This is a genomic window from Streptomyces sp. NPDC127190 (assembly GCF_042672505.1).
Classification (GTDB): domain Bacteria; phylum Actinomycetota; class Actinomycetes; order Streptomycetales; family Streptomycetaceae; genus Streptomyces.
The window spans coordinates 7,207-27,034 of record NZ_JBHXVE010000023.1 but is presented as its reverse complement, the minus strand read 5'-3'; the positions used below and the strand labels follow the sequence as shown (position 1 = coordinate 27,034).

The following is a 19,828-nucleotide window of genomic DNA, read 5'->3' as shown; positions in this document are numbered from 1 at the left end:
CTCGGCTGAACGACGCCCGGTCGCGGCTCCCGCCGCGCCGGGCGGTGCCCGACCTGCGGGCGGGTGGCACCGGCGCGCTCACGTGGACAGCCAGCGTCGGACGCAGGCGATGAGGTCGCGGGTGTCGACGGGCTTGGTGACGTAGTCGCTGGCGCCGGAGGCCAGGGACTTCTCCCGGTCGCCGGGCATCGCCTTGGCGGTGACGGCGATGATCGGCAGCTCGGCGTACTGCGGCAGCTTGCGGATCTCGGCCGTGGCCGTGTAGCCGTCCATCTCCGGCATCATCACGTCCATCAGCACGAGCGCGATCTCGGGGTGGGCGAGCAGCGTGTCGATGCCCTTGCGGCCGTTCTCCGCGTGCAGCACCCGGAAGCCGTACATCTCCAGGATCCCGCTGAGTGCGAACAGGTTGCGTGCGTCGTCGTCGACGACCAGGACCGTACTGCCCTGGAAGCTGTCGTCCACCGGGGGTGCGAGGTCCTGCGGGTCCTCGATCCGGACCAGGGAGAGCACCTCCCCGGGTGCCTCGGCGGCCAGGTGCAGGGCGATGCGTTCGCGCAGCTCGTCCAGGCTGGACAGGAACTCCAGGGACCCGTCGTCGCGGTGGGAGCGCAGCGCTTCGGCCCGTGCCGCCTCCGGCCGGTGGCTGCTGTGCACGAGCACCGGCACGTTCGCCAGCCCCGAGTCGCCTTCCAGGGCCTGGAGGAACCGGCTCGCCTCGCCGTCGGGCATGTCCAGGTCCAGTACGACACAGTGGCAGGAGTCGGTGGCCAGTGCGCCCGCCGCCTCCTGCGCTCCGACGGCGGTGATGACGTCCACCGCCGGCAGCGGGGAGCCGTCGTCCGGGGCGTGCCGGGCCACGTCCGCGACCACGCTCTCGGCGACCAGGGTGAGCAGCCCGCGCGACCGCTCCTCCACCACCAGGAGTCGGCGCGGCGGCTGCTGGGCGACGCCAGGCCGCGGCCCGGCGGTGGTGCGGCCCGCGGTGGCGGCCGCCGCGAGCTCGGCCGGTTCCTTCGGGGCGGGCCGGCCGGCGCCGAGCAGCTCTTCGAAGTCCGGCCGGGCCACCGGCAGGTACAGCGTGAAGGTGCTGCCCCGGCCGGGCGCGCTGTCCACCGCCACGGCACCGCCGAGCAGATGCGCGATCTCCCGGGTGATGGACAGTCCGAGGCCGGTTCCGCCGTACTTGCGGCTCGTGGTGCCGTCCGCCTGCTGGAACGCCCCGAAGATCGACTCAAGGTGCTGCTCCGGGATGCCGATGCCGGTGTCCCGCACCCGGAACGCCACGACGGCACCGCCGCGCACGACGCCCTGCGGCACCTCGTCGTCCGTGGCGGGCTCGATGGCCAGCTCGACGCCGCCCTGCTCGGTGAACTTCACCGCGTTGGACAGCAGGTTGCGCAGCACCTGCCGCAGCCGGGAGTCGTCGGTGAGCAGGTCGGCGGGGGCGCCCGCCGCGGTGGTGACCGCGAACTCCAGCCCCTTCTGGGCCGTCATCGGGCGGAAGGTGGCCTCGACGTACTCGATGAGCCGGCGCAGCGGCACCCGCTCCGGGGTGACGTCCATCTTGCCCGCCTCGACCTTCGACAGGTCCAGGATGTCGTTGATCAGCTGGAGCAGGTCGCTGCCCGCGGAGTGGATGATCCCCGCGTACTCGACCTGCTTCGGGGTGAGGTTGCGCGAGGGGTTCTGGGCGAGCAGCTGGGCGAGGATGAGCAGGCTGTTGAGCGGGGTGCGCAGCTCGTGGCTCATGTTGGCCAGGAACTCCGACTTGTACTTCGAGGCCAGCGACAACTGCTGGGCGCGGGCCTCGAGTTCCTGCCGGGCCTGCTCGATCTGGAGGTTCTTCGCCTCGATGTCGCGGTTCTGCGCCGCCAGCAGGGAGGCCTTGTCCTCCAGTTCGGCGTTGGAGCGCTGCAACTCCTCCTGCTGGGACTGCAACTCGGCCGAGCGCGCCTGGAGTTCGGCGGTCAGCCGCTGCGACTCCTCCAGCAGCTCGTCGGTGCGGGCGTTGGCCACGATCGTGTTGACGTTGACGCCGAGCGTCTCGCGGAGCTGTTCCAGGAAGTCCCGGTGGATGGGGGTGAAGGAGGTGACCGACGCCAGCTCGATGACGCCGAGGACCTGGTCCTCGAAGAGGATCGGCAGCAGGATCAGCGCGGTCGGCACCGCCTGGCCGAGCCCGGAGGAGATGGTCACGTAGCCGTGCGGCAGCTCGTCGACGGTGATGGTACGGCGGCTGCGCGCGGCCTGGCCGACCAGCGAGTGGCCGAAGGAGAACCGGGTGGGCCGCTCGTCGTCGTCGGGCCTGCCGTAGGAGCCGACGAGGCGCAGCTGCGGGCCGTGCTCACCGTCCTCGGCGAGGTAGAAGGCCCCGTACTGGGCCGACACCAGCGGCGTCAGCTCGTCCATGATCAGCTCGGCGACCACGGGCAGGTCCCGGTGGCCCTGCATGAGGCCGGCGATGCGCGCCAGGTTGGTCTTGAGCCAGTCCTGCTCCTGGTTGGCCCGGGTGGTCTCGCGCAGCGACTCCACCATGGAGTTGATGTTGTCCTTGAGCTCGGCGACCTCGCCGGAGGCCTCCACCGTGATCGAGCGGGTCAGGTCGCCCTCGGCCACCGCGCTGGCCACGGCGCCGATCGCCCGGACCTGGCGGGTCAGGTTGCCGGCCAGCTCGTTGACGTTCTCCGTGAGCCGCTTCCAGGTGCCCGAGACGCCCTCCACCTCGGCCTGGCCGCCGAGGCGTCCTTCGGTGCCGACCTCGCGGGCGACGCGGGTGACCTCGTCGGCGAAGGCGGAGAGCTGGTCCACCATCGTGTTGATGGTCGTCTTCAGCTCCAGGATCTCGCCGCGGGCGTCCACGTCGATCTTCTTCGACAGGTCGCCCCGGGCCACGGCGGTCGTCACCAGAGCGATGTTGCGCACCTGACCGGTCAGGTTGTTCGCCATGGAGTTGACGTTGTCGGTGAGGTCCTTCCAGGTGCCGGCCACGTTCGGCACATGCGCCTGGCCGCCGAGGCGTCCTTCGGTGCCGACTTCACGCGCGACGCGGGTGACCTCGTCGGCGAACGCGGACAGGGTGTCGACCATCGTGTTGATCACATCGGCCAGTGCGGCGACCTCGCCCTCGGCCGCGACCGTGATCTTGCGGGACAGGTCGCCCCGCGCGACGGCCGTGGCGACCTGGGCGATGGAACGCACCTGGCCGGTCAGGTTCGACGCCATCACGTTCACGTTGTCGGTGAGGGCCTTCCATGTGCCCGACACGCCCTTGACGTCGGCCTGGCCGCCGAGGCGTCCTTCGGTGCCGACTTCACGCGCGACGCGGGTGACCTCGTCGGCGAAGGCGGAGAGCTGGTCGACCATCGTGTTGATGGTGTTCTTGAGTTCGAGGATCTCGCCGCGGGCGTCGACGGTGATCTTCTGCGACAGGTCGCCCTTCGCCACCGCCGTGGTCACCTGGGCGACATTGCGGACCTGGTTGGTCAGGTTGCCCGCCATGAAGTTGACCGAGTCGGTGAGGTCCCGCCACACCCCCGCGACCCCGGGTACCTTGGCCTGGCCGCCGAGGCGTCCTTCGGTACCGACCTCGCGGGCGACGCGGGTGACCTCGTCGGCGAAGGCGGACAGCTGGTCCACCATCGTGTTGACGGTTTCCTTCAGCTGGAGGATCTCGCCGCGTGCGGGCACGTCGATCTTCTGCGACAGGTCGCCCTTGGCCACGGCCGTGGCGACCTGGGCGATGTCCCGGACCTGGGTGGTCAGGTTCCCGGCCATGGCGTTGACCGAGTCGGTCAGGTCGGCCCAGGTCCCGGAGACCCCGGGCACCTCGGCCTGTCCGCCGAGGGTCCCCTCGGTGCCGACCTCCCGGGCTACGCGCGTCACCTCGGAGGTGAACACGGACAGCTGGTCGACCATGCCGTTGAACACGGTCGCGATATCGCCCATGAGGCCGTCGGCGTCCTCCGGCAGACGTGTGCCGAAGTCACCGTCCCGTACGGCAGTCAGCCCCGCCAGGAGCTGTCTGAGCTCCTCGTCACCCGGCCCGGCGTCGATGAGCTCGGTCCTGTCGCTGGTCATGCGCACCCTCGTCCCACTCCCCTGGAGCCCTCAGCGCTGAAGACTCGAACACCGCGGCGGCCCGCGGTGGGTCCGAAAACGCTCTGCATTTCCTCACCTCAACGGCCTGGGGCGAGGAGAAAAGACGTCGCAGGCTAACCCACTCGGCACCCGCCGAACAAAGCGTCCCCTCGCCGCCCACCTGGGAAGGGATCCGCCATGAAGAGCCATGCATGACATCGGAATCACGGGGTACGTGATCTGGTTTCCCCTCTCGATGTCCGCCAGGATCGCGGGGCTGGGGTGAGGGCGTCGGATCAAGCCCGCGAGGTACGGCGGAGCCGGCTGTTCGAATACAAGCGCCGCTGTCCCGAGGCCGACGGAGCGGCAACGGTCAGCGGCCGATGTAGAAGCGGATCGTGGTGCCCGCCTCGCCGGTGTGGATACGCACGAGGTCGGCGACGTGGTTGACGAGGAGCAGGCCCCGGCCGCCGGGCCGTTCGGGTGCCGCGGGACGCCGGCCGGCCAATGGGTCGGTGAGCCGGCCCGCGTCCTGAACCTCGCAGACGACCTGCTCGTCCTCCGCCCAGATCCGCAGCGTGCCGCCGCCCGCGCCGTGCACGACGCTGTTGGTGGTCAGCTCCGCCACCGCCAGCTGGAAATCCTGCAACCGTGTCCCGTCGAGCCCCAGCCGCTCGCCCTGCCGTACGGCGAACTCACGCACCACCGGCAGGTGGCCACTGCCCTCGAAGCGCGTCGCCCGGGCGGCGGGCGGCACGGGCAGAGCCTGGTTGTACCGGGCGACGACCGCCTCGGGACTGTACGCGGCGGAGGCCGTCTCACTCCCCTCGGCGACCACCACCGGGTGGGTGGCCCACGCGTCCTCCAGCACCTCCTGGTCGAGCCCGTCGACGTCGTACGGACACAGGATCGTGACGGCGCGCCCGGTGAACGCCTCGTTGATCAGCGCCTCGTGCTGCACACACGCGGGATACTCCACCGCGCTGCGACCGGGCCAGATCGGCTCACCGATGATGCGGACCCGTCCACCGGTATGGGCATCGGCGAACCGGCGCAGCACGCCGGGGATGATCCGCCCCGGGTTCCGGCCCGCCTGCGTCATGTCCACGAAGTGAACCCGACTGGCCTGGTCACCGAGCTGGTCCCTGATCAGCTTGAGCCGGTCCGGCGGCGCGGCGACCGCAACCGGCTCCTCCCTGCCCAGCCCCTCGAGAACGAAGGGGACCGTACCTGCCACATACTGCTGCTCCCCGCTGTAGAACAGCGCCGGATGCACGAAGTCCCGGGGGCTGGGGGCGGTGCCGGTCATGCGGTCACCTCGATCCCGCTCAGGCCGGACCAGAACAGGTCGAGAATGCGCGGTACCTGGGGCGGTGGTTGCTCGAGGACGAACAGACGGTCCCCGCTCAGCGACCGTGCGGCCAACGCCAGATCCGTCACCCCGGCCACGTCGATGAACGTCAGCTGGGACATCTCGACGTACAGGCAGCTCTCGCTCCGCCGTGACAGCCGGCCGAGGGCCTCCTGCCACACCGCCCGGGTACTCACGCCGACCTCGCCTTTCGCACACACGCCTGGGCGTTCCGACAGCGGACGCACTTCCAGCCAGGCACCGCCGTTCGACGGCGTGGCCCAGTGTCCCTCCGAATCGAGTGGGACATCCACGCTCTTCCCCTCACTCTGCCGGAATCGCCCCTCGACGGTGGTGTACCCGGCTCAGTACCACCGCTGTCCATCTATCAGGGTGCGACGCGAACCGGCAATCCGGCGGGCTGTGTCCTGCCCCGACCACGGATGCGGGTACCCCGAGCGGGCGAGTTCACCGTAACCCGCCGGGCCCAGTGGTGATGGGCCACCGCTCCGGCATACATCCCATGTAATGGCTTCGAAGCGGCGGCGTTCGTCGGCCAAATCCCGGGCCGTGGCAGGAATCTTTGCCGCACGTCTCGACAATCGCTGCATGCGCGCCCCTTAATTCATCCGATGTCTCGGGAGGGAACGACGGAGCAGGAGGAACCCCCGTTGCCGCACTCCATGTCACGCAGATCGGTCCTCGCCGCCCTGGCGGTCACGACGGCGGCCGCCGCGGCCGGTTCCGTCCCGGCGGCACCCGCGTACGCCGCGACGGACGCGCCGCTGCCCCTGCCACCGCTGCGGATCCCGCAGACCGACCTGGGCATCGAGCAGCAGCCGGACGCCGCGATCCAGTGGCTCCAGGACGCCAAGCTGGGCATGTTCGTCCACTGGGGCGTGTACGCGGGACCGGCCAAGGGCGAGTGGTGGATGCACGCCGCCCCGGTCACACCGGCGGACTACCGGAAGTACCTCACGGACGCCACCGACGAGCAGTTCACCGCGGACGCCTACGACCCGGCGGCCTGGGCGCAACTGGCCAAGGACTTCGGCGCGCGGTACGTGACCCTGACCACCCGCCACCACGACGGTTTCGCGCTGTGGCCGCTGAACCATCCCAACAGCTGGAACTCCGGTCAGGCGCCGCTGCACCGCGACTTCGTCAAGGACTACGTCGCGGCGGTACGGGCGGCCGGACTGAAGGTGGGCCTCTACTACTCGCCGATCAACTGGCGCTATCCCGGCTACTACGACGTCCACGGCACGAACTGCGCGCCGAACCCCTGGCACTACACCACCGATCCTGCGCACAAGGAGAACGCGCGGGTCCTGAAGACCGAGGTGTACCAGTCGGTCAAGGAGCTGGTCACCCGCTACGGCCCCATCGACGACCTGTGGTGGGACGGCGGCTGGCTGGCGGAGCAAGGCAGTGACGCGGACGCCGCCTTCTTCTGGGAGCCCGGCCGCTTCCGCGACCCCGCCAACGAGTGGCCGGTGGACGCCGCCTACGGCGAGACCGACGGCGACGGCAGGCCTCTGGGGCTGATGGGCATGGTGCGCAGGCACCAGCCCCATATCGTGGCCACCTCGCGGTCCGGCTGGATGGGCGACTACGCCAGCGACGAGGGGCCTTCGGTCCCCAGCGGGGCGATCCGCACCGGCCGGCTCGTCGAGAAGGTGTTCACCGTCGACGGCAGCTGGGGTTACAACGCCGACGCCACCGTCATGCGGTACGACACCGCCATGGACATCCTGGTCAACTGCTGGGTGCGGAACATGACCGCGATGGTCAACGTCGGCCCGGACCGGCACGGCACGGTGTCCGAGGCGCAGGCCGGCCTGCTGCGGCGGATCGGCGCCTTCATGGCGTCCTGCGGCCAGGCGGTCTACGGGACCCGCGGCGGCCCGTGGAACCCGGTCGACGGCCAGTACGGCTTCACCTACCGTGACGACACCTTCTACGTACACTTGCTGCCCGGCTACGACGGCACGTCCTTCACCACACCGGCGGTGGGCGATGCCAGGGTCGTGCGGGTCTTCGATGTGCGCTCCGGTGCCGACCTCGCCCACTCGGTCGACGGCGCCCGGGTCACGATCACCGGCATCGACCGCACCGGCCACCCCGAGGACAGCGTCGTCGGGGTCACCCTGGACCGGTCCGTGGAGCCGGCCGACATCGCCCTCGGCCGGACCGCGACGGCCGACAGCGAGGAGTCCTCGAAGGGCAACACCGCGGCACGGGCGATCGACGGGTCCACCTCGACCCGGTGGTGCGCGAACGACGGCCGCACCGGCCACTGGCTCACGGTGGACCTCGGCTCGCCCCGCCCGCTCACCGGCAGCCGCATCGCCTGGGAACGCGACGGGACGGACTACCGGTACCGGATCGAGGGCTCCGTCGACGGCCGGACGTGGACGACGCTGGTCGACAACACGGCTGGCACCGGCACCGCTCAGGTCCACGTGGCCATGTTCCGGGCCCGGGCACGGTACGTACGCGTCACGGTCACCGGGCTGCCCGCCGGGGCATGGGCGTCCATCCGCACACTGGAGGTCTACGACCGGCCCTTCTCCGCGGCCCCGGGGAACCCCGGCGGGTGACGGCGCGGCATGGTCACCGACCGGTTTTCACACTCGGGCGGTGGGTGAAGGCGCTCCGGTAGGCGGCCGGGGTCATGCCGATCTGGCGGCTCAGATGCTGGCGGAGTGACTCGCCGGAGCCGAGGCCGCTGCGGCGGGCGACATGGTCGACGGTGAGATCGGTGGTCTCCAGCAGCTCGCGGGCCCGCAGCAGCCGCTGCTGGAGCAGCCATTGGAACGGGGTCACACCGGTCTCGGCGGTGAACCGGCGGGTCAGGGTTCGCACACTGACCTTGGCCTGACCGGCCAGCTCGTGCAGAGAGATCGGCCGGTCGAGGTGCTGGAGCGCCCAGGCGCGAGCCGCGTCCAAGGAGGAGTCCGTCTCGGCCGGCAGCGGAGTCTGTACGAACTGCGCCTGCCCGCCGTGGCGGACCGGGGTGACGACGGCGGCACGAGCCGCCGCGTTGGCCGTGGCCGCGCCGTAGTCGCGGTTGATCAGATGCAGACACAGGTCGATCCCGGCGGCCGAGCCCGCTCCGGTGACGACCTGCCCGTCCTCGGCGAACAGCCGGTCGGCGTCCACGCGCACGGCAGGGAAGGCGCGTTGCAGTTCCTGGGCGAGAGCCCAGTGGGTGGTGGCGACGCGGCCGTCGAGGAGCCCGGCCTGGGCGAGGACGAAGGCGCCGCTGCAGATCGAGGCGACGCGCTTGCCCGCGGCGGCCGCCTCCCGCAGGGCGTCCAGCGCGGCCGGTTCGGCGTCGTGCCGGCTGGCGGTCGAGGGAACGATCACCGTGTCCGCCGCCGCTACCGCCTCGAGCCCGTGCCGGATCACCACATCGATACCACCGGAAGCGGTGACCGTACCCGGCACAGCGGTGCACACCGTCACCTCATAGCAGGGGTGTCCGCCCAGCGTGGCGGCGCCCAGCAGCGTCGACGGCATGGACAGGTCGAAGGGCTTGACCGCCGGGACGGCCAGGACGGCGACACGATGCATGGCTGGATCCTTGGACCTCGTGGCTATCAGGCCACTCACCCTACCCCGCGGCCGCACGACAGAGTGGGGCGTGCGGACGGGCCCTCCGCGAACCACGAACCAGGTTCCCCGCTTCGGGGAACGTTCCGCTTTTGAAGGTGAACGGAGACAAGATCATGGGTGGATCAGTCGTCATCGGGGCAGGCGCGACCGGCGTCGCGACCGCCAGGCAACTGGCCGACAGCGGCAGGCGGGTCCGCCTCATCACCCGCAGCGGCAGTGGTCCCGACCACCCCGGCATCGAACGGATCGCCCTGGACGCGGGCCGCACGGACGAGCTGGCCGAGGCCATGGCCGGAGCGACCACGGTCTTCAACGCCGCCATGACCGCCTACCAGACCTGGCCGGAGACCATGCCGCCGTTGTTCGCCTCGATTCTCGCCGCGACCGAGCGGGCCGGGGCCGACTACGTGATGCTCGGCAACCACTACGGCTATCAGCGGACCACCGGGCCGGTCACCGAGCGCACCCCGATGGTCCCGAACACCCGGAAGGGCCGGGTGAGGGCCGAGCTGTGGCGGCAGGCCAAGGACGCCCACGACGCAGGGCGGCTGCGGGTCACTGAAGTGCGAGCCGGCCAGTACCTGGGCCCGGGCGCGGTCTCGGCGTTCACGCTGCTGGTGGCGCCCCGGGTCCGTGAAGGTGAACTGGCTCTCGTCCATGGCAACCCCGATGCGGCGCATTCGTTTTCGTACACCGAGGACGTCGCCGCGGCGCTGGTGGCGGTCAGCGGTGACGACCGCTCCTGGGGACGGCCCTGGCACGCCCCGGTCATCACCACGACCCTGCGTCGGGCTGCGACCCACCTCGCCGAACTCCACGGAGCACCCGAGCCGCGGTTGGAGCCGCTCACCGAACGGGACTTGGCGCTGCTGTCCTTCACCGACCCGCTGTGGCGGGAGTTCGCCGAGATGAGCTACATGTCCGAGCGTCCGTTCGTCGTCGACGACAGCGATGTCCGCGACACGTTCGGGCTCAAGCCCTCCAGCCTCCGCGAAGCACTGGCGGCCTGATGCCATGGCGGGCGGGCCGGGGCTCCCGGCCCGGTCCCGCCCTCTGTCCCTCGGCTACGGGTGCCGGTGTCGATTCACGGCGTACGGCGTCCATCATGCTGCCGTGGCCCGGGAAGTCAGGACAGCCCCGAGGCCCGGAGCACCGCCTGCACCGTTTCGTCGTCGATACGGTGCCCCAGCCGCTCCAGGACATCCGCTCCGTGGCGCAGCGTGCCGCGTTCCAGGGAGCGACGGACGCCGGTGTCGAGTTCGTGCCACAGGAGCGGATTCGCGGAGAGGACGCGGGGGTCGAGTTCCAGGCGGTGGCCCTGGACGTCTCGCAGGACCAGGTGCGAGGAGACGCCGTCGTACTGCCGTACGGTCGTCAGCGCGTCCGTGCGGACCAGGTGCCGGCCCCAGGGGGTGCGGACCGCGAGCCAGCCGGGTCCCGCGCTCACCCGCGGGGGGAACAGGACGGCGCCCACCGCGGCCGACAGAGTGACCCAGAGCAGGGCGCGCGGCGGCGTCAGGCTTCCCGCGTCCCAGTCGACCAGGAGGCTCAGGGCGCAGAACAGCAGGGCGCAGCCCACCGCGAGCCGGGCGCTGCCACGCCAGTGGCGGTCGCCGGCCGTGCCTGCTGGCGGTCCGCTCTGTCGCATGAGGCTGACGCTAGGCGGCCCTACGGCCTTCGGCGACCGGTGCTTACGCGATCCTGGCGCCGTACGCGCGAATCCTGACGCCGTCCTGACGCCCCCGGGCGGAGCCGGTCCTCAGCCGGTGTGGACGCGAGGGCGCCTGTCGCGGTCCGGTTCGGCCTCGCGCAGGACCTCGCGGGTGACCGGGGCGACCTCGCCCTGGCCGAAGAGGAAGAAGCGCAGGAAGTTGGTGAAGGGGTTGCCCTCGGTCCACTCGAAGTACATGTGCGGGGTGCAGCCCGTCATGTCCCGGACGTGCAGGAGGAGCGCGGCGAGGGCGTTGGGGATGGAGGAGGACTCCACCGTCAGCACACGGTAGCGGCCGTGCAGGACCTCGCCCCGTACGGTCAGGCCGGCCTCGAACTCGGACGGGTCGGTGACCGTGACCTCGACGAAGACGAAGTCCTCCTGTTCGGGCATGTCGTTGTCGGCACGGATCTGCTCGACCTTGTCGCGGTACTCGGCCTTGTCCCGCGCACCGGGCTCGTTGGCGATGAACCGGATCTTGCGACTGGACATGTCGCGGATGAATCGTTCCGCCATGTCGTCCAGCTCCACGTGCGTGACACGCAGCTCGAAGGCGCGGGCCAGCCGGGACGCCAGGGAGATGAGGATGATGCCGACGATGAAGCAGGCACCGATCTTCACACCGTCCGGGCGCTCGACGACGTTCGCCACGGTGACGTAGAGCAGGACGGCCGAGACGACGGCGAAGCCGATGGTCCAGCCGCGCTGGCCGGCCCTGCGGGCGGCGATGGTCACCGCGATCGCGGCGGAGGACATCAGGACCAGCACGCCGGTGGCGTAGGCGCCGCCCTGCGCGTCGACGTCGGCGTCGAAGATCCAGGTCACCAGGAAGGCGACCAGGGTGAAGACGATCACCATCGGGCGCACGGCGCGGGCCCAGTGCGGGGCCATGCCGTAGCGGGGCAGGTAGCGCGGCATGAGGTTGAGCAGGCCGGCCATCGCGGACGCGCCGGCGAACCACAGGATGGCGATCGTGGAGAGGTCGTAGACCGTGCCGAAGGCGTTGCCCAGGTACTCGTGGGCGAGGTAGGCGAGGGCGCGGCCGTTGGCCTGGCCGCCCGTCTTGAACTCGTTCGCCGGGATCAGCACCGTGGTGATGAAGCTGGTGGTGATCAGGAAGACGCTCATGATCAGCGCGGCGGCCGTGAGCAGCTTCTTGGTGTCCCGGATCCGTCCGGTCGGCTTGTCCTCGGTGTCGTCCGGGTCGCCCTGGACGTGGGGCATGACGGCGACGCCGGTCTCGAAGCCGGACAGGCCCAGGGCGAGCTTGGGGAAGACCAGCAGCGACACGCCGATCATGGCGAAGACGTTGCCGTGCTGGGCGGTCAGGGCGCTGGTCCAGTCGGTGACCAGGTGTCCGGCGGTCAGGACGTGCCAGAAGCCGACGACCACGACGACGGCGTTCAGACCGAGATAGACCACCACCAGGGCGACGGCGACGCCGATCGCCTCCAGGAAGCCCTTGAGGAACACCGCCCCCAGCAGAGCCACCAGCAGCAGGGTGATCACCATCTGCCGGCCGTGCAGCACATGGGTCAGGTGCGGGTTCTCGATGAGGTGGGTGGAGGCGTCGGCCGCCGAAAGAGTGATGGTGATCAGGAAGTCGGTGGCGGCGAAGCCCAGCAGCGCCAGGACGAAGAGCTTGCCCTGCCAGAAGGACAGCAGCCGCTCCAGCATGGCGATGGAGCCCTCGCCGTGCGGACTCTCCTCGGCCACCCTGCGGTACACGGGGAGAGCGCCCGCGAGGGTGACGACGACGAGGACAAGGGTGGCTATGGGGGAGAGCAGCCCGGCCGCCAGGGCGGCGATGCCGGGCTGGTAGCCGAGGGTGGAGAAGTAGTCGACACCGGTCAGACACATCACCCGGTACCAGCGCTGGCCCTGGTGCGGGGGCTCGGGCTCGGCGTGCGGGCCGGTGTGGCCCCCCGCCTTGCCCATGTCGGACAGCCCCTCCAGCATCCAGGTCCGCAGGCGGGTCGTACTGGGAGGGTGTTCGGTGGTGGCCATGGACGTGCTCTCCTGATGTGCGGCTCAGCGTGGGGTTCCGGCCATCACGCGGACGGCGGCACCAGCCTAAGCACGGAGTGACGTGGGGGCCCACCTGTATGTGCGCTTGACGCATCAAGACCGCGTTAAGGCCGAGCCTGTCGTGTGCTGCGCCTCCTGAGCGTCAAAGTCCCGTCAAGATCGCGCCGATTGGCGCGAAGAAGCCGCAATGAAGCGTCGAAGCCTGTCGGAAACGGTCAGAACCTGAGGGCACCGCGCACATCTCGACGTAGCTGCGCGGTTTTCACCGAAGGAGTACCGCACCCATGACCGTCCTGACCACCGAGCCGGATGCCGTTCCCGCCGGCGAGGAGCCCCCGGATACCGGGGAGCGCCACCGGCTCACCGCCGTCACCGGGCTTGCCGCGCTGTCACTGGACGCGCTGGCGTCCGTGGCCTACGGCCCGGAGGCCATCGTGCTGGTGCTCGCCGCCGCGGGCGGGCACGGACTCGGCTTCACGCTGCCGGTGACGCTGGCCGTCGCCGCCCTGCTGGCGGTGCTGGTGGCGTCGTACCGGCAGGTGATCGCGGCCTTCCCGGACGGCGGTGGTTCCTATGCGGTCGCGAAGACGCATCTGGGGCCGCGGACCAGCCTGGTGGCGGCGGCCTCGCTGATCCTGGACTACGTCCTCAATGTCGCCGTGGCGGTCACGGCGGGGGTGGCCGCGCTGACGTCCGCCTTCCCGGCGCTGTACGGCGACCGGCTGTGGCTGTGCCTGGCCGTGCTCGGGCTGATCACGCTGGTGAACCTGCGGGGTGTCGCGGAGTCGGCGAAGGCGTTCATCGTGCCGACGATCGTCTTCGTGGGTGCGGTCTTCGTGCTGATCGGCGTCGGTCTGTTCCGCTCCGAGCCGGTCAGTACGGCGGAAACGGCCGGACACGCCCCGGCCGTTGCCGACCACGCGACCGGTGTCGGCGTCCTGCTCCTGCTGAAGGCGTTCGCCTCCGGGTGCTCCGCCCTCACCGGAGTCGAGGCGATCGCCAACGCCGTCCCCTCCTTCCGCCGCCCGCGCGTCCGGCGGGCCCAGCGGGCGGAGATCGCGCTCGGTGCCGCACTCGGTCTGATGCTGATCGGTCTGGCGGTGCTGATCGGCCGCTTCCACCTCCAGCCGGTCGAGGGCGTGACGGTCCTCGCCCAGCTGGCGGACGCCGCGCTCGGCCACAACTGGGCCTTCTACGTCATCCAGTTCGCGACGATGACCCTGCTGGCCCTGTCCGCCAACACCTCCTTCGGCGGGCTGCCGGTGCTGCTGAAGCTGCTGGCCCGGGACAACTACGTGCCGCACGTCTTCGCCCTGAAGGCCGACCGCCAGGTGCACCGGCACGGTGTGCTGGCCCTCGCCGTCGTCTCCGCCGTGCTGCTGGTCTTCTCCGGCGGGGACACCAACACCCTGGTGCCGATGTTCGCCATCGGTGTCTTCGTCGGCTTCACCATCGCCCAGACGGGCATGGTCCGGCACTGGCGGCTCGAACAGGGCCCCGGCCGGCGAGGCAAGGCCCTGCTCAACGGCTTGGGCGCGCTGCTCACCGCGGTCTCGGCGGTCGTCGTCACGGCGAGCAAGTTCACCGACGGCTCCTGGCTGGTCGTGGTGGCGCTGCCGCTGCTGATCGCCGCCTTCGTGGCCGTCCACCGCGCCTACGACCGCATCGGCGAGCGACTCGGCCTGGGCCGCGTCCCCGAGCCCCCGCACCGCGAGCGTTCGCTGGTGATCGTGCCGGTGTCCTCGCTGTCCCGACTCACCTCCGAGGCGCTGACCGCTGCCACCTCCCTCGGCGACGAGGTCCGTGCCGTCACGGTCGGCCACCCGGACCCCGAGGACCGCGCCCGGCTGCACGCGCTGGAGCGCGCCTGGACGGCGTGGGGCCCGGGCGTCCCCCTGGTACGGCTGTCCTCCGAACGGCACAGCGTGGGCCGCCCCATCGCCGCGTACGTCCGTGAGGTGGCCGCCGCCGAGCCCGGCACCCGGGTCACCGTGCTGATCCCGGAGACCGAGCCGCGGCGACTGTGGCAGCGGCTGCTCCAGAACCAGCGTGGCGCGGTCGTGGCGCACGCGGTGCGGCGGGAGACGGACGCGGTGATCTGCCGGCTGCGCTTCCGGCTGCTCTGAGGAGAAAAGCTCCGCCACCGGCCGGTTCGGATCGGCGGCCGTAAGGGTCCCGTCAATGCCAGGGGCGAGGCCGTAAGAGGGCCGTCAACGAGCGATCGGATCCGGTCAGGAGGAGGTTTCCTCTGATTGTCCTTGTTCCACCCCCGAACCTCTTCAGGAGTTCACGATGGCCGATCTGGCCTTCGTCGTCACCGTGCTCGCGGGCTTCGCGCTGGTGGCTCTCGTCGCCCGGGGGGTGACGAAGCTGTGACCGCCGAAAACGTCGTCGGCCTGGTCGTGGCCGTCGCCCTGCTGGGCTATCTCGTCCTCGCCCTGGTCTTCCCGGAGAGGTTCTGAAGCCAGACATGAGTCCAGAAGTCGCAGGCTTCCTCCAACTGCTCGCCCTCATGGGCGCGCTGGCGCTCGCCTACATCCCCCTTGGCACCTACATGGCCAAGGTCTACTCCTCGGAGAAGCACCTGCGGGTGGAGAGGTGGATCTACCGGGCCATCGGCGCCAACCCCGACGCCGAGATGGCCTGGCCCGCCTACCTGCGCGGGGTCCTGGCCTTCTCCGCCGCCGGCGTCCTCTTCCTGTACCTGCTCCAGCGGCTCCAGGGCGTGCTGCCCGGCTCGATGGGCTTCTCCTCGGTCGACCCGGCCCAGTCGTTCAACACGGCTGTCTCGTTCGTGACCAACACCAACTGGCAGTCGTACTACGGCGAGCAGACGATGGGGCACGTCGTGCAGACCGCCGGTCTGGCGGTGCAGAACTTCGTCTCGGCGGCCGTCGGCATCGCCGTCGCCGTGGCGCTCGTGCGTGGTTTCGCGCGCTCCCGCACCGGTGAACTGGGCAACTTCTGGAGCGACCTGGTCCGTGGCACGTTGCGCATCCTGCTGCCGGGTGCCGCGATCGCGGCCGTCGTGCTGGTGGCGTGCGGTGCCATCCAGAACTTCTCCGGCATCCACGAGGTCGGCCAGTTCATGGGCGGCTCACAGCAGTGGAACGGCGGCGCGGTCGCCTCGTAGGAGGCCATCAAGGAGCTGGGCACCAACGGCGGTGGCTACTTCAACGCCAACTCGGCCCACCCCTTCGAGAACCCGACCCCCTTCACGAACCTGTTCGAGATCTTCCTGATCCTGGTGATCCCGTTCTCGCTGACCCGCACCTTCGGCGTGCTGGTCGGCGACGTGAAGCAGGGGTACGCGATCCTCGCCACCATGGTCACCATCTGGCTGGGCTTCACCGTCCTGATGATGTGGACCGAGTTCGCCCACCACGGCGCCGCGCTCCAGGCGGCGGGCGGTGCGATGGAGGGCAAGGAGACACGCTTCGGTGTCGGCTCGTCGTCGATCTTCGCGACCTCGACCACGCTCACCTCGACCGGTGCGGTGGACTCCTTCCACTCGTCCTTCACCGGCCTGGGCGGCGGAATCGCGATGCTCGGCATGATGCTGGGCGAGATCGCGCCCGGCGGCACCGGCTCCGGCCTGTACGGCATGCTGATCATGGCGATCATCGCGGTGTTCATCGCCGGTCTGATGGTGGGTCGTACGCCGGAGTACCTGGGCAAGAAGATCGGCGCCCGTGAGATGAAGCTGGCCGCCGCCTACATCCTGGTCACCCCGGCGCTGGTGCTGGTCTTCACGGCGGCCTCGATGGCGCTGCCGACGCCGCCGCACTCGATGCTCAACTCCGGTGCGCACGGCTTCTCCGAGGTGCTGTACGCCTTCACCTCGGCGTCGAACAACAACGGTTCGGCCTTCGCCGGGCTGAACGCCAACACCGACTGGTTCAACACCACGACCGGGCTCGCGATGCTGCTGGGCCGCTTCCTGCCGATGGTGTTCGTGCTGGCACTGGCCGGCTCCCTCGCCGGGCAGCAGCCCGTCCCGGTCACCGCAGGCACCCTGCGCACCGAGAAGCCGCTGTTCACCGGGCTGTTGGTGGGCGCGATCCTGATCATCACCGGTCTCACGTACTTCCCGGCCCTCGCGCTGGGCCCGCTCGCGGAAGGGCTCGCGTGATGACCACCCGTACAGAGAAGACAGAGGACCCAGAGGACTCCATGTCCACAGCCACTCCCACCAGGGCGCCGCACAGCGACGTCCCCACCGGGCACAAGCCGGCCGAGGGCCGTGTCGGTTCCGGCCTGTTCGATCCCAAGGCGCTGATCACGTCGCTGCCGGACGCGTTGCGCAAGCTCGACCCGCGGGTGATGGCCAAGTCCCCCGTGATGTTCGTGGTGTGGATCGGGTCGGTCCTGACCACCGTCTTCTCCTTCCAGCACCCGGCCGACTGGTTCGGCTGGACGATCAGCGCCTGGCTGTGGCTGACGGTGGTCTTCGCCAACCTCGCGGAGGCGGTCGCCGAGGGCCGGGGCAAGGCGCAGGCGGACACGCTGCGCAAGGCCAAGACGGACACCGTGGCCCGCCGGCTGCTGCGGGACGGCTCCGAGGAGCGGGTTCCCGGTACCGCGCTGACCATCGGTGACCTGGTGGTCTGCGAGGCCGGCGACATCATCCCCGGCGACGGTGACGTCGTCGAGGGCGTCGCCTCGGTGGACGAGTCGGCCATCACCGGTGAGTCCGCCCCGGTGATCCGCGAGTCCGGCGGCGACCGGTCCGCGGTCACGGGCGGTACGCGGGTCCTGTCCGACCGGATCGTCATCAGGATCACGACGAAGCCCGGTGAGACGTTCATCGACCGGATGATCAACCTGGTCGAGGGCGCGGCCCGGCAGAAGACGCCGAACGAGATCGCCCTCAACATCCTGCTGGCCTCGCTGACCATCGTGTTCCTGCTGGCGGTGGCCACCCTGCCGCCGTTCGCCGGCTTCGCGCACGCCGAGCTGAGCATGGTCGTGCTGGTGGCCCTGCTGGTCTGTCTGATCCCGACCACGATCGGCGCCCTGCTCTCCGCGATCGGCATCGCGGGCATGGACCGGCTGGTGCAGCGCAATGTGCTGGCCATGTCCGGGCGTGCGGTCGAGGCCGCCGGTGATGTCTCGACCCTGCTGCTGGACAAGACCGGCACGATCACCCTCGGCAACCGGCAGGCGGCGGAGTTCGTGCCGGTGCGCGGGACGACGGAGGCGGAGGTGGCCGACGCCGCCCAGCTGTCCTCCCTCTCGGACGAGACCCCCGAGGGCCGTTCCGTCGTCGTCCTGGCCAAGGAGAAGTACGGGCTGCGCGAGCGCCACCAAGGCGAACTGGCCGGCGCCGAGTGGATCGAGTTCACCGCCCAGACCCGTATGTCCGGTGTGGACGTCGACGGCCGCAGGATCCGCAAGGGCGCCACGGCCTCGGTCATCGCCTGGGTCGAGGAGCAGGGCGGCACGGTCGCCGAGGACGCCCAGGCGCTGACCGACCGGATCTCCGAGGCCGGCGGCACCCCGCTGCTGGTCGCCGTCCAGGACGGCAAGGGCACCCGGGTCCTGGGTGTCATCCACCTGAAGGACGTGGTCAAGGAGGGCATGCGGGTGCGGTTCGATGAGCTGCGCCGCATGGGCATCAGGACGGTCATGATCACGGGGGACAACCCGCTGACCGCGAAGGCGATCGCCGAGGAGGCGGGCGTCGACGACTTCCTCGCGGAGGCCACCCCCGAGGACAAGATGGCCCTGATCAGGCGGGAGCAGGCCGGCGGCAAGCTGGTCGCGATGACCGGTGACGGCACCAACGACGCCCCGGCGCTCGCGCAGGCGGACGTCGGCGTGGCCATGAACACCGGCACGTCGGCCGCCAAGGAGGCCGGCAACATGGTCGACCTCGACTCCGACCCCACCAAGCTGATCGAGATCGTCGAGATCGGCAAGCAACTCCTCATCACCCGGGGTGCGTTGACGACGTTCTCCATCGCCAACGACGTCGCGAAGTACTTCGCGATCATCCCGGCGCTGTTCGCGGCGGTCTACCCGGGCCTGGACAAGCTGAACATCATGCAGCTGTCCAGCCCGAACTCCGCGATCCTGTCCGCCGTCATCTTCAACGCGCTGATCATCATCGCCCTGGTGCCGCTGTCCCTGAAGGGCGTGCGCTACCGGCCGATGAGCGCGGACAGGATGCTCCGCCGCAACCTGGGGATCTACGGCATCGGCGGCCTGATCGCCCCCTTCATCGGCATCAAGCTCATCGACCTGCTCATCTCTCTGATCCCCGGAATCGGGTGAAGGACATGAACAACTCCTTTGTGAACACAGCCCGGTTGCTGGGCGCGGGTCTGCGTGCGCTGCTGGTGCTGACCCTCGTCACCGGCGTCGTCTACCCGCTGGTCGTCACCGGCATCGCCCAGGCGGCGTTCCCCGGCAAGGCGAACGGCTCCGAGATCACGGCGCACGGCAAGGTCGTCGGCTCGTCCCTGATCGGGCAACAGGGCTACGGCCTCAGGTACTTCCAGCCCCGCCCGGCGAACGGCCTCGGCACGAACAGTGTCAACACGCGGTACAAGCTGATCCTCTCCGGTGCCACCAACCTGTCCGCGGACAGCAAGGTGCTCCGCAAGCAGATCGACGACGCCAAGGCCAAGGTGGTCAAGGACAACTCCGTCCCCGGCTACACGGTCAAGCCGTCGGAGGTACCCGCGGACGCGGTGACCTCCTCCGGCTCCGGCCTGGACCCGGACATCTCCCCGGCCTACGCCGAACTCCAGGTCCACCGCGTCGCCGCGAAGAACGACCTGCCGCTCGCGCAGGTGGAGAAGCTGGTCGAGGACCACACCGAGGGCCGGACCCTGGGCTTCATGGGGGAGCCCCGGGTGAACGTCCTGGAGCTGAACATCGCGCTCAAGGACCTTGTGGCGAAGAAGTGACCGCCTTACGCGATCCGCGACGGGAGTCGGCACCCCCCGGTGCGCCCGCACCCCGGCCAGTAACGAGCAGCACACACCCACAACCCCGCGGGGCCGGGGGGTGGGCGACCCCCCCCAACTAAC

General features: G+C 70.2%; 12 protein-coding genes and 1 pseudogene. 7 read left to right on the top strand and 6 right to left on the bottom strand.

The features are described 5' to 3' along the window. Nucleotides 1-78: 78 nt before the first annotated feature. From ACFVIU_RS29250 to ACFVIU_RS29240, 3 genes are all read right to left on the bottom strand, one after another. Complete coding sequence (locus ACFVIU_RS29250) at nucleotides 79-4,080, bottom strand: HAMP domain-containing protein (RefSeq protein WP_385846164.1); 4,002 nt, start codon at nucleotides 4,078-4,080, stop codon at nucleotides 79-81. A gap of 373 nt (nucleotides 4,081-4,453) precedes the next feature. Beyond that, nucleotides 4,454-5,389, bottom strand: a complete 936-nt coding sequence (locus ACFVIU_RS29245; RefSeq protein WP_385846163.1) for an anti-sigma factor RsbA family regulatory protein — start codon at nucleotides 5,387-5,389, stop codon at nucleotides 4,454-4,456. After that, nucleotides 5,386-5,628 (bottom strand): hypothetical protein, encoded by a 243-nt coding sequence (locus tag ACFVIU_RS29240; RefSeq protein ID WP_385846162.1) that lies wholly within the window; start codon nucleotides 5,626-5,628, stop codon nucleotides 5,386-5,388. The genes ACFVIU_RS29245 and ACFVIU_RS29240 overlap by 4 nt, the downstream gene beginning before the upstream one ends. A 486-nt stretch (nucleotides 5,629-6,114) precedes the next feature. Here ACFVIU_RS29240 and ACFVIU_RS29235 point away from each other — a divergent pair, with 486 nt between their 5' ends. Then, nucleotides 6,115-8,034 (top strand): alpha-L-fucosidase, encoded by a 1,920-nt coding sequence (locus ACFVIU_RS29235; protein ID WP_385846161.1) that lies wholly within the window; start codon nucleotides 6,115-6,117, stop codon nucleotides 8,032-8,034. A gap of 13 nt (nucleotides 8,035-8,047) precedes the next feature. On the opposite strand, the gene ACFVIU_RS29230 is transcribed toward ACFVIU_RS29235, so the two are convergent. Beyond that, on the bottom strand, nucleotides 8,048-9,010 hold the full coding sequence (locus ACFVIU_RS29230) for a GlxA family transcriptional regulator (RefSeq protein ID WP_385846159.1): 963 nt from the start codon (nucleotides 9,008-9,010) through the stop codon (nucleotides 8,048-8,050). Nucleotides 9,011-9,165: 155 nt separating this feature from the next. Here ACFVIU_RS29230 and ACFVIU_RS29225 point away from each other — a divergent pair, with 155 nt between their 5' ends. After that, nucleotides 9,166-10,062, top strand: a complete 897-nt coding sequence (locus ACFVIU_RS29225) for an NAD-dependent epimerase/dehydratase family protein (RefSeq protein WP_385846158.1) — start codon at nucleotides 9,166-9,168, stop codon at nucleotides 10,060-10,062. A 116-nt stretch (nucleotides 10,063-10,178) separates the two neighbouring features. On the opposite strand, the gene ACFVIU_RS29220 is transcribed toward ACFVIU_RS29225, so the two are convergent. Both ACFVIU_RS29220 and ACFVIU_RS29215 read right to left on the bottom strand, forming a co-directional pair. Then, complete coding sequence (locus tag ACFVIU_RS29220) at nucleotides 10,179-10,700, bottom strand: hypothetical protein (protein WP_385846156.1); 522 nt, start codon at nucleotides 10,698-10,700, stop codon at nucleotides 10,179-10,181. Between the two features lie 111 nt (nucleotides 10,701-10,811). Then, a complete protein-coding gene (locus ACFVIU_RS29215; RefSeq protein ID WP_385846155.1) occupies nucleotides 10,812-12,770 on the bottom strand; it encodes an amino acid transporter in 1,959 nt (652 codons plus the stop codon). Nucleotides 12,771-13,075: 305 nt separating this feature from the next. Here ACFVIU_RS29215 and ACFVIU_RS29210 point away from each other — a divergent pair, with 305 nt between their 5' ends. The 5 genes and pseudogenes from ACFVIU_RS29210 to ACFVIU_RS29190 all read left to right on the top strand — a co-directional run bounded on the left by ACFVIU_RS29210 (nucleotide 13,076) and on the right by ACFVIU_RS29190 (nucleotide 19,705). After that, complete coding sequence (locus ACFVIU_RS29210; RefSeq protein ID WP_385846154.1) at nucleotides 13,076-14,917, top strand: APC family permease; 1,842 nt, start codon at nucleotides 13,076-13,078, stop codon at nucleotides 14,915-14,917. Between the two features lie 246 nt (nucleotides 14,918-15,163). Beyond that, nucleotides 15,164-15,253, top strand: a complete 90-nt coding sequence (gene kdpF, locus ACFVIU_RS29205; RefSeq protein ID WP_037802756.1) for a K(+)-transporting ATPase subunit F — start codon at nucleotides 15,164-15,166, stop codon at nucleotides 15,251-15,253. Nucleotides 15,254-15,261: 8 nt separating this feature from the next. Beyond that, nucleotides 15,262-16,923 (top strand): annotated as a pseudogene (gene kdpA / locus ACFVIU_RS29200) (potassium-transporting ATPase subunit KdpA). Between the two features lie 41 nt (nucleotides 16,924-16,964). Further along, entirely contained in the window at nucleotides 16,965-19,067 is a 2,103-nt protein-coding gene (kdpB, locus tag ACFVIU_RS29195) for a potassium-transporting ATPase subunit KdpB (protein WP_385846152.1), read from the top strand. A 5-nt stretch (nucleotides 19,068-19,072) separates the two neighbouring features. After that, entirely contained in the window at nucleotides 19,073-19,705 is a 633-nt protein-coding gene (locus ACFVIU_RS29190; RefSeq protein WP_385846151.1) for a potassium-transporting ATPase subunit C, read from the top strand. Nucleotides 19,706-19,828 lie beyond the last annotated feature (123 nt).